The sequence below is a fragment of the Streptomyces bluensis genome (assembly GCF_014650715.1).
GTDB classification, from domain to species: Bacteria; Actinomycetota; Actinomycetes; order Streptomycetales; family Streptomycetaceae; genus Streptomyces; species Streptomyces bluensis.
This window is the reverse complement of record NZ_BMVM01000004.1, coordinates 314,742-327,863: the sequence shown is the minus strand read 5'-3', so window position 1 is coordinate 327,863 and position 13,122 is coordinate 314,742. Positions and strand designations below refer to the sequence as shown.

Below are 13,122 nucleotides of genomic sequence, written 5' to 3'. Positions count from 1 at the left end.
ATGGTGCGCCCCGGCCGATCAGGCCGGGGCGCGCGGCGTTGGCGCCCGGCAAGGCGCACTGGGCCCGCTCACCCTCCTGGGGGCGCCGTGGAAGCCCGTACCACCAGTTCCACGGGGATGTCCCCACCCTCCGGCGTACGGCCCTCCAGGACCGCCAGCAGGGCCTGCATGCCCCGTTCTCCGAAGAGCTCCGCGTCCAGGTGGACGGTGGTGAGTTCGGGGTCGAGGGCCTGGGCCAGGGCCAGGTCGTCGAGGCCCGTGACGGATACGTCCTCAGGGATGCGCAGCCCGAGGCGGCGGGCGGCCTTGTACGCGCCGGCGGCGAGTTTGTCGTCGTCGCAGACGAGAGCTGTCGGGCGGGGGCCCGGAGCTGAGAGGGCTGCTTCGGCGGCCGTCACGGCGTCCTCGATGGAGATCGGTGCGCGGGTCGTGCGGAGCAGTGTGCCCGGTACTTCGGACAGCCGAGCGGCCAGCTCGCGTGCCCGCACGTCGAACGTCCAGGACGCGATGTCGGCTGCCAGGTGCAGGAAGCGGCGGTGGCCCAGGCCCAGCAGGTGGTCCGTGATCTGGCGTACGCCGTCCGTGATGTCCAGGTTGACCGTGGCCGCGCCGAGGCTGCCCTGGGGGTCGCTGTCGAGCATGACCAGGGGCAGCTGGTCGCCGCGGATGTCGGTGAGGGCGTCGGCGGCCATGGAGGAGGCGATCACGCCGTCGAGGGCTGCCTGCGCCGAGGCGAAGGGGTCCCGGGCGGGTCCGATGCCTGCGGGGGACGGGTAGAGCACCACGCCGAAGCCGTGCTGGGCGGCGACTCGGGCGGCGCCTGTGTAGACGCCTCCGAAGAACTCCGTCGTGAGGGCGGGGACCACCAGCAGTACGGTGCGGGTGCGGCCCAGTCGGAGGTTGCGGGCGGCGAGGTTCGGCCGGTAGTCGAGCTCGCGCGCGGCTTCCCGGACGCGCTCGGCTGTGGCCTGTGACACTCGTCCGCGCCATTTGTCGCCAAGGACGAGGGAGACGGCGGCCTGGGACACTCCTGCGGCCCGGGCGACGTCACGGCTCGTTGGGCGGGTGCTGCCTCGTGCCACCGTGAGCTGCTCCTTCGTCTGGACTCGTGGACAGCGCACATGGTACGTATGCAAGCGACGTTATACGTAACACGTCGCCGCCTCAGGGGCCTTGTGCCAGAGGGCGGGGCGCTGGACGAGGAGGAGGTCGGGGACATGGCCGTCGGATACCTGGAGATCCTCAGGACGCGGCACGCCGCGCGGCTGCTGGCCGGCACGCTCGTGGGTCGGCTGCCGAACATCACGGGCGCGATGGCCGTCATGCTCTTCGTGCGGGCGGAGGGCGGTTCGTACAGCCTCGCAGGGGCCCTGGTGGCTGTGTACGGCGTCGCCAACGCCGTGGGCCAGCCGGTGCTCGGCCGTCTGGTGGATCTTCACGGGCAGCCGCGTGTCCAGCTGCCGGCCGCGCTTGTCTCGGCTCTCGGGATGACCGCTTTCGCTTTCACGGGCGTCGAGCCGTTGGTGCCGGCGTATGTGTTCGTGGCGGTCGCGGGGTTTTTCACGCCTCCTCTGGAGGGCGGTCTGCGGGCGCTGTGGCCCTCTGTCCTCCGGAAGGAGGACCAGGTGCACAGGGCGTACGCGATGGACGCCGTGGCCCAGGAGGTCATGTTCACCGCCGGGCCGGTGCTCGTGACGCTGAGCGTGTCGCTGTGGTCCGCTCGGGCGGCACTCGTCCTGCTGAACGTCATTGGTGTTCTGGGCGCCCTTTCCGTCGTCGTGTCGGTGCCCTCGCGCGCGTGGCGGTCGGCGCCGCGCGAGGCCCACTGGCTGGGCGCGCTGCGTTCACCGGGGTTGCTGGTGATGCTGTCGGCGTTCCTGTTCGTCGGTATCGCGCTGGGTTCCATCACGGTCGCCGCCGTCTCGTATGCGGACGGTCGTGGCGGCGACGCGGTGTACGGCTGGCTGATGGCGGGGCTGGGGCTCGGCGCGCTGGTCGGCGGCACGGTGTACGGGGCGCGGCAGTGGAGCGGAGCTCCGGAGCGCCGACTGCGGGTGCTGGTGGCTCTTCTGGCGGTCTGTTACCTGCCGCTGATGCTGGTGCCCGGTCCGGTCGCCATGACGGCGCTCGCGGTGCTCGCCGGTGTCTTTCTCGCCCCGTGCATCGCCTGCGCCTTCGTCCTTGTCGACCGGTACGCGCCGAGGGGTACGGTCACCGAGGCGTTCTCCTGGCTTGTGACGACGTTCACGGTGGGCATGTCGGTCGGTACGGGGCTCGCGGGGCCGGTCGTCGAGGCGGGCGGGGCGGTGTGGGGTTTCGTGGTGCCGGGTGCCGCGGGGGGTGTCGCCCTGCTGGTCCTGCTGGTGACCGGGCGGGTCTTCGCAGTTCCTCGTGGGGGTGCGGTGGTTGTGGTCGCTGCGGAAAATGATCCGAACCGTGCTGTCGAACCCCGTTTCAGTTCAGGGGATCGGGCGTAATGTTCAGTCATGGACCGCCGCATTTTCGGGCTGGAGAACGAGTACGGCGTCACATGCACGTTCAGGGGACAGCGCCGCCTGTCTCCTGACGAGGTGGCGCGGTACCTCTTCCGCCGTGTCGTGTCATGGGGCCGCAGCAGCAATGTCTTTCTGCGGAACGGGGCCCGCCTCTATCTCGACGTGGGCTCACATCCGGAATACGCGACACCCGAATGTGACAACGTGATCGAACTGGTCACCCACGACAAGGCCGGCGAGCGCATTCTCGAAGGACTCCTGGTCGATGCCGAACGCCGCCTGCACGAGGAGGGAATCGCGGGCGACGTCTACCTCTTCAAGAACAACACCGACTCGGCGGGCAACTCCTACGGCTGCCACGAGAACTATCTGGTGGCCCGGCACGGGGAGTTCTCCCGGCTCGCGGACATCCTCATTCCGTTCCTCGTCACACGGCAGTTGTTGTGCGGCGCCGGCAAGGTGCTGCAGACTCCGCGCGGCGCTGTGTACTGCGTCAGTCAGCGTGCCGAGCACATCTGGGAGGGTGTCTCCTCGGCGACGACCCGTTCCCGGCCGATCATCAACACGCGCGACGAGCCACATGCGGACGCCGAGCGTTACCGCCGCCTGCATGTGATCGTGGGCGACTCGAACATGTCCGAGACGACCATGCTGCTGAAGGTCGGCGCCACCGACCTGGTGCTCCGCATGATCGAGGCGGGCACGGTCATGCGTGACCTCACTCTGGAGAACCCCATCCGGGCGATCCGTGAGGTCAGTCACGACATCACCGGCCGCCGCAAGGTGCGCCTGGCCAGCGGCCGTGAGGCCTCCGCCCTGGAGGTGCAGCGCGAGTACTACGAGAAGGCGCTGGACTTCTGCGAGCGCCGTGGCATCCGTACCGGCACCGTCGAGCAGGTCCTGGAGCTGTGGGGCCGCGCGCTGGACGCCATCGAGTCGGAGGACCTCGACCGGATCGGCACCGAGATCGACTGGGTGATGAAGTACAAGCTCATCGAGCGGTACCGCGCCAAGCACAACATGACCATGTCGCACCCGCGTGTCGCCCAGATAGACCTCGCCTATCACGACATCCACCGCCGTCGGGGGCTGTACTACCTCCTGGAGAAGAAGGGGCAGGCCACCCGGATCTGCAATGATCTGAAGATCTTCGAGGGCAAGTCCGTTCCGCCGCAGACCACTCGGGCTCGGCTGCGCGGTGACTTCATCCGGCGTGCGCAGGAGCAGCGTCGTGACTTCACCGTCGACTGGGTGCATCTCAAGCTCAATGACCAGGCCCAGCGGACCGTGTTGTGCAAGGACCCGTTCCGTTCGGTGGACGACCGGGTGGAGAAGCTGATCGCCGGAATGTGAGCCGATGCCGGTCGCCCTGGGGGGGATGGCCGGCGCGGGACGCCCGATGCCGGGAGGTATGCGTACCTCCGGGTGTCGGGCGTTTCTGTGGCGGCTGGGCGAGATTTCCCTGTGCGGACGCCGGGGCGCCCGGGCGGAGTCGTTCACCCTGACAGCGTTTGGTGTGCCAGGGCCGGAAACCGGCCGGGCGTCGGCGTGTCTTGCGTTGATCTCTCCCGGGAGCGTGTACGCCGTAGAGTGGCGGCCATTGCCCCCCACCCCCGAGCCCAGTGGGACTGATGAACTACAACATGAATCGACGCGTGGCCGTGCTGCTGGCCGTTCCCGCCCTGTTGTTCACCGCCGCGTGCGGATCGGACGGCGGGAGCAGCGGCGAGGCGGCGGGAGGCGTTGCCCAGGTCAAGGGGAAGGTCGGGGCGAAGCCCGAGATCTCCGTGCCCAAGGACGCCGAGCCGTCCAAGAAGACCGTGGTCAAGACGGTCTCGGAGGGCAGCGGTAGCGCGATCAAGGCCTCTGACTTCGTCCGGCTGGACTGGACCGTCGAGAAATGGCAGGGCGGCCAGGAACTCGGCGGCACCTGGGCTACGGAGACCGGCGGCACGACGCCCCGGCGGCAGTCCGTGGAACAGCTCGGCAAGGCGAGCCAGCAGTTGCCCGCCAAGGTCCTCGACGCCCTGAAGGGGAAGAAGCCGGGCAGCCGGATCCTTGTGCAGGGCACCGCGGGCGATCTGCTCGGCAAGAGCCTGAACCCCTCCTCCGGTATCTCCGCGAACGACGTACTGGTCTGGGTGGTCGACCCGGTCGGTGCCGCCTCCGTGGACGCCAAGGCCGAGGTCAAGGGCGAGCAGGCGGCCCCCGAGGCGGGCATGCCGGAGGTGAAGGCCCCGTCGCAGAAGGCGGCGGTCATCACCATTCCCAAGGGCGCCAAGGCTCCCAAGGAGCTCAAGGAGCAGGTGCTGATCAAGGGCGACGGCAAGAAGGTCGCGGCGGGCCAGGCGCTCATCGCCCAGTACACCGGGGTCAAGTGGGAGGACGGGAAGAAGTTCGACTCCTCCTGGGACCACGGTGGCGCCACCGCCTTCCAGATCGGCACCGGCTCCGTGGTGGAGGGCTGGGACAAGGGCCTCGTCGGCAAGAACGTGGGCGACCGCGTCCTGCTGGTGATCCCGCCGTCCCTCGGCTACGGCGCGAACCCCAGCAGCGAGCTGGCCAAGAACACGCTGGTCTTCGTGGTGGACATCCTCGGCACCGCGTGACCTGAGTGGTCTGTGAGACTGTTCCCGACGCAGGTCACGCAACAAGGAGTGATGAAGTGAACATCGACAAGCCCGAGATCGACTTCCCGGGCGGCGAGCCCCCGAAGGACCTTGAGATCAAGGACATCTGGGAGGGTGACGGGCCGGTCGCCAAGGCGGGCGACACCGTCTCCGTCCACTACGTGGGCGTGGCCTTCTCCACCGGCGAGGAGTTCGACGCCTCCTGGAACCGCGGCACGCCGCTGCAGTTCCAGCTCGGTGCCGGCCAGGTCATCGCGGGCTGGGACCAGGGCGTGCAGGGAATGAAGGTCGGCGGGCGTCGTCAGCTGACGATCCCCGCCCACCTCGCCTACGGCGACCGCGGTGCCGGTGGCGGCCGCATCGCCCCCGGCGAGACGCTGATCTTCGTCTGCGACCTGGTCGCGGTCTGAGCCGGTTGAGCCGGTCTCCGGGGCCGAGCCGCCGACGGATGTGCGCGTGGTACGGCCGGTGAGCGACGGCGCGCCGGAGCGTGATCGTCCGGCGCGATTGGTTCGCCGTACGGGCCCGTCGCCGTGCGCCGTGTGAGCGGCACCCGACCGGTCCCGATCATCGGGGGCCCATGCCTGCGCGGGCATGGGCCCTCGGCTTTTGCCGGGGTACTCCGGGGCGGTACGGTCATCATCAGAAGGGCCTACCGAGAGGACGTAGGGCGTCGATGGCCATTGCCAAGGCCGAGCGGCTGATGAATCTGGCGTTGTGTCTGCTCGGGACGCGGCGGCCGCTCAGCAAGCGGGAACTGCGCCAGTCGATCGAGGCCTACGTCGAGGCCTTCGGGCCGGACAGGAGCGCGGCCGGATCGGACGACTCCTTCAACCGCATGTTCGAGCGCGACAAGGACGATCTGCGCGAACTCGGGCTGGTCATCGAGACGGTGGAGAACCTCGACGGCGACGTCGGCTATCTGGCGCGCCGTGACAGCAACCGTCTGCCGCCCATCACCCTCGACGCCGAGGAGGCCGCCGCCCTCGGCCTCGCCGCCAAGGTGTGGCAGCAGGCCCGTCTCGCGGGCGCGGCCAGCGGCGCTCTGCAGAAGCTGCGCGCTGCCGGTCTCCCCGAGGACGTCGACCCGTACGAGGTCCATGGCGCCCTGGAGCCCCGTATCCCCGTGCACGAGGCCGCCTTCGAGCCGCTGATGCTCGCCTGCCGTGACCGTCGGCCGGTCGTCTTCGAGTACCGCAAGGCCACCGCCGCGCACCCCGAGTCCCGTACCGTCGAGCCGTGGGCGCTGGAGTGCTGGCGCGGTCACTGGTATCTGGCCGGCTGGGACCGTGGCCGCGGTGCCGAGCGGGTCTTCCGGCTCTCCCGCATCACCGGGAGGGTGCGCAGCCGGAGCGGCACCTTCACCGCCGAGGTCCCGGATGTCGTCACCGTGCGCGAGACCGTCGCGAGCTGGGCCGGTGAGACCGCCGACCGCTCCGCCCTGATCCGGCTGCGCACGGGCGCCGGTTACCCCTTGCGGGCGAAAGCCACCTCGGTACGGGAACTCGGAGACGGCTGGGACGAGTTGGAGATTCCGTACGGGCATGGTCTGGATGCCTGGCTGGTGGAGTTCGGGCCCGATGTGGTGGTGCTGGATCCGGCCGAGCTGCGGGCCGACGTGGTGGACCGGCTGCGCGCGGTCGCCAAGGGCTGAGGGGGCGTAAGAACGTGGTGGGAAAACCGGCCAGGCCGGGGAACGCCATCGACCAGACCCGGCGGATGCTCTCCCTGGTCACCTATCTGAGGGAGCGCCCCGGCGCCCGCGTCGAGGACGTCGCCCGCGCCTTCGGGATCACCGAGGACGAGCTGATCTCCGACCTGGATGTGCTGCCCCTGTGCGGCACGAGCTTCCGTGGCGGAGACCTGCTCGACATCGACACCGACGGTGACCGGATCTGGTGGCACAACCCCGATGACGTCGCCGAGCCGCTCCGGCTGGCGGCCGACGAGGCCACCGCCCTGCTCGTGGCCGCCCGGGCCGTGTCCACCCTGCCCGGATTGCGCGAGGGGGACCGGCAGGCACTGCTGCGGGCCACCGCCAAGGTGGAGGCGGCAGCGGGGGAGGCGGCCGGGGCCAGCTCCCGGCTCTCGGTGACCTTCGAGTCGGAGGGCGGCGTCTTCGCCGACGTGGACCGTGCGATCTCCGAGCGGCGCCGTCTGTGGATCCGCTACTACTCACCGGCCCGCGACGAGGTCACCGAGCGCGAGATCGACCCGATCCGCCTGGTCAGTGTCGGTCACACCTATGTCGAGGCCTGGTGTCGCCGCTCCGAGGCGCGCCGTACCTTCCGGCTCGACCGGGTCGCCGAGATCAAGATCCTCGACGAGCCGTCCGCGCCGCCCGAGATCGAGTTGCGCGACCTCTCCGAGGCGCTCGTCCAGCCCGCGGCGGAGGATCCCGAGGTGGTCGTCGAGGTCGGACCGGGCGGCCGCTGGGTCGCCGAGTACTACCCGCACGACAGCGCCGACGAGCTGCCGGACGGCGGTCTGCGTATCACCCTGCGGACCCCCGATCCCGCTTCGCTGCGGCGGCTCGCCCTGCGGCTCGGGCGTGACGGCCGGATCGTCTCGCCCCAGGACCTCGCGGACAGGGCCCGGCAGGCGGCGCGGGAGGCGCTGGCGGCGTACGACGGGCCGCAGGCCGTGTACGACGGGCCCCGCGGAGTTGAATGAGGGCCGGCGGTACGGCAGGCACGAGTGAGCCGGAGGTGCGCGCACCGGTCTCGGCACCGGCCACGCCCCGGTAGGGGCATGTCGGTGCGGCGTGCCCTGGAGGCGAACGAACCATCAAAAGGGGAGCAAGGGCTGTGAGCGGGTCGGCGATGTCGGGTGTGCAGGATGTGCGGGAGATGTCCGTGGCGGTCGCGTTCGCCGGCATGAAGAGGGTGGCCGACGTGGTGTTCAGAGCCGGTTGCCCCGAGTGCAGGGCCAGCTTCGAGCTGAGCGCCGGCGCCCTGCGGCTGGCCATCGGTGCGACCAGCAAGACGACGTTCTATTCCTTCACCTGCCCCGAGTGCGGGGTGGCGGTGCGCAAGCCCGCCGGTGAGCGCATCGTCGAGTTGCTCACGGGCGGCGGGGTGCGGACTCTGCGGCTGCACTCGACGGTCTAGGTGTGGGGTGCGGACAGGCCCTGGCGGTGTCGGGGCGGCGTGGGCGCGTGGCTTGACCGTCCCGGTGTCGCTTAGGCTCGGCGACATGTTCTGGCCGATGCTCGCGATCGCTGTGGGGTTTCTGGGTCTCGCCGTTCTCGGTGTGCTCGCCGTCCGGGTCTTTCTGGAGGCGCAGCGCCTCGGCAGGCAGGTGAGCGATTCCGCGAGCCGTATCAACCGTGCCGCCGAGGAGTTGGAGCGGGCGTCCGCGAGTGCGGCCCGTTCTGCGGGCGGACTGTGAGTCCGGACGGCATGCCCCGTGAGTCAAGGGCGTTGGGTGCTTTGGGGGACTTCGCCCTGTCACCTTCTCGGCTCGGGCGGGTACGCTCATGGGCGCGGCCCGGAGAGCGAGGCGCGGGTCGCGGATTGGGAGTACGCACAGGGATTGCCTGACGTTCACCCTTGAGCGTTACGATCGCTGACAGCACGGCCAGTCGGACATTTGTCCGACTGGTCGGACAGTACCCCACACCCGCCGCCTCGGTGAGAAGGTAAAGACATATGTTCGGAAGGCTCGGCGCTCCCGAGATCATTCTCATCCTCGTCGTCATCATCCTGCTGTTCGGCGCGAAGAAGCTTCCGGACATGGCCCGCTCGCTCGGCAAGTCCGCGCGCATCCTCAAGAGCGAGGCCAAGGCGATGAAGTCGGAGGGCCAGGACAACAGCACGGCCGCCTCCGCCCCGCCGCACGAGGAGACTTCGGCTCAGCGCACCATCAAGGCCGCGCCCGGTGACGTGACCGGCTCTCGCCCGGTCACCGAGCCGACGGACACGACCAAGCGCTGACGCAGGGCCGGTGACATCCGGCCCGCCGCACGAGATGGGAACGTGGGTTGCTGAAGTCTGCCCGCAAGCAGGAGAAGGATCCCGATGGGCGGATGCCCCTCGTGGAGCACCTTCGTGAGCTCCGCAACCGGCTCGCGAAGGCGCTGCTGGCCATCGTCGCGATCACGATCGTCGCCGCCTTCTTCTATAAGGACATCATCGAGTTCTTCACGAACCCGATCCTCCAGGCCGTGGGGTGCGAATCCAGCTTCGCCGAGCTGGCCGCGAAGGACAGCGGGACCTGCGCCCGCATCGTGCTCAACGGTCTGCTGACGCCCTTCACGCTCGCGCTGAAGGTCTCCCTCATGGCCGGTGTGATCTTCGCGTCACCGATCTGGCTCTACCAATTGTGGGCATTCGTCGCCCCGGGCCTGCACCGACACGAGAAGAAGTACGCCATCGCCTTCGTCAGTGCGGGGTTCCCGCTCTTCGTCGGCGGTGCCTTCTTCGCGTACAAGACGCTGCCGAAGATGGCGGCGGTGCTGCTTGAGTTCTCGCCCGCGGACCTGGACAACCAGTTGCCGCTCGACGATCTGCTCGATCTGATCGTCCGCATGGTGCTCGTCTTCGGCTTGTCGTTCGAGTTGCCTCTCCTCTTGGTCATGCTCAACATCACTGGAGTGATCAGCGGCAAGCGCATGCTCGGCTGGTGGCGCGGCATGATCATGAGCATCACGGTGTTCGCCGCTGTGGCCACGCCCAGCACGGACCCGTTGACCATGTTGGCGCTCGCCGGACCGATCTGGGTCCTGTACTTCGGCGCCGCCGCCTTCTCGCTCCTCAACGACCGCCGAAAGTCGCGCCGCGAGGCCATGGGCCCGGCCGACGACGAGGCCTCCGACCTCGACCTCACCCCCGAGGACATCGGCGAGATCGAGTCCGTGTCCGCGAGCCGCGCCCTGCCCGAGGGCACGGGTAAGAGCACGGGTACGGACCGGGTCAACGGATACGACGACGTGACCTGACGCACCAGGAACACCGTCCACCCCACCGCGGGCAGCGGCCGGGGCGCCCATGCGGCGCTGCCGGCCGCTTCCGCGTCGGACCGTATGCGGGGTGCCGGATCGGCCCTGGGTCCCTGAGCTGCGGGCATCCCGTGTCCCCGGATGGCCGATCCGGATAATGATCGTCCTGTTGTCAGTGGGGGCCGGTAGTCTCGAAAGCACGATGACAGAGGACCTCTCACCGGCCGAGCGGTATGCGGCAGCCCGTAGGCGCGCTGCCGAGCAGGCCACCGCGCTCGCCTCCTTCCGCGAGATGTACGACTTCGGTCTCGACCCCTTCCAGATCGAGGCCTGCCAGGCACTCGAAGCCGGAAAGGGCGTGCTGGTGGCCGCCCCCACCGGCTCCGGCAAGACGATCGTCGGCGAGTTCGCCGTCCACCTCGCTCTGAGCCAGGGCAAGAAGTGCTTCTACACGACGCCCATCAAGGCGCTGTCGAACCAGAAGTACGCCGACCTGTGCCGCCGCTACGGCACGGCGAAGGTCGGCCTGCTCACCGGCGACAACAGCGTCAACTCCGAGGCACCGGTGGTCGTCATGACCACCGAGGTGCTGCGGAACATGCTGTACGCGGGTTCACAGACCCTCCTCGGCCTCGGCCATGTGGTCATGGACGAGGTGCACTACCTCTCCGACCGCTTCCGCGGCGCCGTCTGGGAGGAAGTGATCATCCACCTCCCCGAATCCGTGACGCTGGTGTCACTGTCGGCGACCGTGTCGAACGCGGAGGAGTTCGGTGACTGGCTGGACACCGTGCGCGGCGACACCGAGGTGATCGTCGCCGAGCACCGGCCCGTGCCGCTGTTCCAGCACGTGCTGGCCGGGCGCCGTATGTACGACCTCTTCGAGGAGGGCGAGGGCAGCAAGAAGGCCGTCAACCCCGACCTCACGCGCATGGCACGCATGGAGGCCAGCCGGCCCTCGTACCAGGACCGCAGGCGCGGCCGGGCCATGCGCGAGGCCGACCGTGAGCGCGAGCGCAGACAGCGGTCGCGGGTGTGGATCCCGAGCCGGCCGGAGGTCATCGAACGGCTGGACTCCGAGGGCCTGTTGCCCGCCATCACGTTCATCTTCAGCCGCGCCGCCTGCGAGGCCGCCGTCCAGCAGTGCCTGTACGCGGGCCTGAGGCTGAACGACGACGAGGCACGCCTGAAGGTGCGCGCCCTCGTCGAGGAGCGTACGGCGACGATCCCCGCCGAGGACCTCCACGTCCTCGGCTACTACGAATGGCTGGAGGGCCTGGAGCGCGGCATCGCGGCCCACCACGCGGGCATGCTGCCGACGTTCAAGGAGGTCGTCGAGGAGCTCTTCGTGCGCGGCCTGGTCAAGGCCGTGTTCGCGACCGAGACCCTCGCGCTCGGCATCAACATGCCGGCGCGGTCGGTGGTGCTGGAGAAGCTCGTCAAGTGGAACGGCGAGCAGCACGCGGACATCACACCCGGCGAGTACACCCAGTTGACGGGGCGCGCCGGCCGCCGTGGCATCGACGTCGAGGGCCACGCGGTCGTGCTCTGGCAGCGCGGCATGAACCCCGATCACCTGGCGGGGCTCGCCGGCACGCGCACGTACCCGCTGCGGTCCAGCTTCAAGCCGTCGTACAACATGGCGGTGAACCTCGTCGGGCAGTTCGGGCGGCACCGCTCCCGCGAGCTGCTGGAGACGTCCTTCGCCCAGTTCCAGGCCGACAGATCGGTCGTCGGGATCTCCCGCCAGGTGCAGCGCAACGAGGAGGGCCTGGAGGGCTACAAGGCCTCCATGACCTGCCACCTCGGCGACTTCGAGGAGTACGCGCGGCTGCGCCGCGACCTCAAGGACCGTGAGACCGAGCTGGCCAAGCAGGGCGCGGCCCAGCGGCGCGCCGAGGCGGCCGTGGCGCTGGAGAAGCTGAGGCCGGGCGATGTCATCCACGTCCCCACCGGCAAGTACGCGGGCCTCGCGCTGGTGCTGGACCCCGGCCTGCCCGCCGGCCGTTCCAACGGCCATCGCGGCTTCGAGTACCACGACGGCCCGCGCCCTCTGGTCCTCACCGCCGAGCGGCAGGTCAAGCGGCTGGCGTCCATGGACTTCCCGGTGCCCGTCGAGGCCCTGGAGCGGATGCGGATCCCCAAGTCCTTCAACCCGCGCTCACCGCAGTCGCGCCGGGACCTGGCCTCCGCGCTGCGCACCAAGGCCGGGCACCTCGTCCCCGACCGGCACCGCAAGAAGCGGTCCATGGCCGCCGACGACCGTGAGATCGCCCGGCTGCGCGCCGAACTTCGCGCCCACCCCTGCCACGGGTGCAACGACCGCGAGGACCACGCACGCTGGGCCGAGCGCTACCACCGTCTCAAGCGCGACACGACCCAGCTGGAGCGCCGCATCGAGGGCCGCACCAACACGATCGCGCGGACCTTCGACCGGATCGTGGCACTGCTGACGGAGCTCGACTACCTGCGCGGCGACGAGGTCACCGAGCACGGCAAACGGCTGGCCCGGCTGTACGGCGAACTCGACCTGCTCGCCAGCGAGTGTCTGCGCGCCGGGGTCTGGGAGGGGCTCGGGCCCGCCGAACTCGCCGCGTGCGTCTCGGCCCTGGTGTACGAGGCCCGGGTCGGCGACGACGCGCTCGCGCCGAAGCTGCCGTCCGGCAAGGCCAAGGCGGCGCTCGGCGAGATGGTCCGCATCTGGGGGCGCCTCGACGGGCTGGAGGAGGAGTTCCGCATCACCCAGACCGAGGGTGTCGGGCAGCGCGAGCCGGACCTCGGCTTCGCCTGGGCCGCGTACATGTGGGCCTCCGGCAAGGGGCTGGACGAGGTGCTGCGCGAGGCGGAGATGCCGGCCGGTGACTTCGTGCGGTGGTGCAAGCAGGTCATCGATGTGCTCGGGCAGATCTCGGCGGCGGCTCCGGGGGAGGGCTCGACGGTGGCCAAGAGCGCGCGTAAGGCGGTTGACGGGCTGTTGCGGGGTGTTGTGGCGTACTCGTCCGTGGGTTAGGTCTGGGTTTGCCAGGGATGGCCGGGGCCACGTTCCCGGCTTTTCCCC

At 69.6% G+C, this 13,122-nt stretch carries 12 protein-coding genes; 11 read left to right on the top strand and 1 reads right to left on the bottom strand.

The annotated features are described in order from the left end of the window. Window positions 1-68 precede the first annotated feature (68 nt). Entirely contained in the window at window positions 69-1,082 is a 1,014-nt protein-coding gene (locus tag IE262_RS14210) for a LacI family DNA-binding transcriptional regulator (RefSeq protein WP_189873881.1), read from the bottom strand. Window positions 1,083-1,217: 135 nt separating this feature from the next. Here IE262_RS14210 and IE262_RS14205 point away from each other — a divergent pair, with 135 nt between their 5' ends. From IE262_RS14205 to IE262_RS14155, 11 genes are all read left to right on the top strand, one after another. Then, window positions 1,218-2,477: an MFS transporter gene (locus IE262_RS14205; RefSeq protein ID WP_189873879.1), complete on the top strand. Its 1,260-nt coding sequence runs from the start codon at window positions 1,218-1,220 to the stop codon at window positions 2,475-2,477. A gap of 9 nt (window positions 2,478-2,486) precedes the next feature. After that, a complete protein-coding gene (gene pafA, locus IE262_RS14200) occupies window positions 2,487-3,848 on the top strand; it encodes a Pup--protein ligase (protein WP_134039223.1) in 1,362 nt (453 codons plus the stop codon). A gap of 290 nt (window positions 3,849-4,138) precedes the next feature. Next, window positions 4,139-5,104, top strand: coding sequence for an FKBP-type peptidyl-prolyl cis-trans isomerase (locus tag IE262_RS14195; protein ID WP_373305047.1), 966 nt, complete (start codon window positions 4,139-4,141; stop codon window positions 5,102-5,104). A gap of 56 nt (window positions 5,105-5,160) precedes the next feature. Then, window positions 5,161-5,535 carry an FKBP-type peptidyl-prolyl cis-trans isomerase gene (locus tag IE262_RS14190; RefSeq protein WP_134039221.1) on the top strand — a complete coding sequence of 125 codons (375 nt, stop codon included), beginning with the start codon at window positions 5,161-5,163 and terminating at the stop codon, window positions 5,533-5,535. A 266-nt stretch (window positions 5,536-5,801) separates the two neighbouring features. Then, on the top strand, window positions 5,802-6,779 hold the full coding sequence (locus IE262_RS14185; protein WP_134039220.1) for a helix-turn-helix transcriptional regulator: 978 nt from the start codon (window positions 5,802-5,804) through the stop codon (window positions 6,777-6,779). A gap of 14 nt (window positions 6,780-6,793) precedes the next feature. Further along, window positions 6,794-7,798, top strand: coding sequence for a helix-turn-helix transcriptional regulator (locus tag IE262_RS14180; RefSeq protein WP_134039219.1), 1,005 nt, complete (start codon window positions 6,794-6,796; stop codon window positions 7,796-7,798). Between the two features lie 149 nt (window positions 7,799-7,947). Then, entirely contained in the window at window positions 7,948-8,235 is a 288-nt protein-coding gene (locus IE262_RS14175) for a hypothetical protein (protein WP_134039258.1), read from the top strand. A gap of 85 nt (window positions 8,236-8,320) precedes the next feature. Next, a complete protein-coding gene (locus IE262_RS14170; protein ID WP_134039218.1) occupies window positions 8,321-8,515 on the top strand; it encodes a hypothetical protein in 195 nt (64 codons plus the stop codon). Between the two features lie 260 nt (window positions 8,516-8,775). Continuing rightward, the gene (tatA, locus tag IE262_RS14165; protein ID WP_131560809.1) at window positions 8,776-9,060 is read left to right on the top strand and encodes a Sec-independent protein translocase subunit TatA; all 285 of its coding nucleotides are present in this window, start codon (window positions 8,776-8,778) and stop codon (window positions 9,058-9,060) included. Between the two features lie 47 nt (window positions 9,061-9,107). Next, on the top strand, window positions 9,108-10,064 hold the full coding sequence (gene tatC / locus IE262_RS14160) for a twin-arginine translocase subunit TatC (RefSeq protein ID WP_189873875.1): 957 nt from the start codon (window positions 9,108-9,110) through the stop codon (window positions 10,062-10,064). A 157-nt stretch (window positions 10,065-10,221) separates the two neighbouring features. Then, complete coding sequence (locus IE262_RS14155) at window positions 10,222-13,074, top strand: DEAD/DEAH box helicase (RefSeq protein WP_134039216.1); 2,853 nt, start codon at window positions 10,222-10,224, stop codon at window positions 13,072-13,074. The last annotated feature ends 48 nt before the right edge of the window (window positions 13,075-13,122 follow it).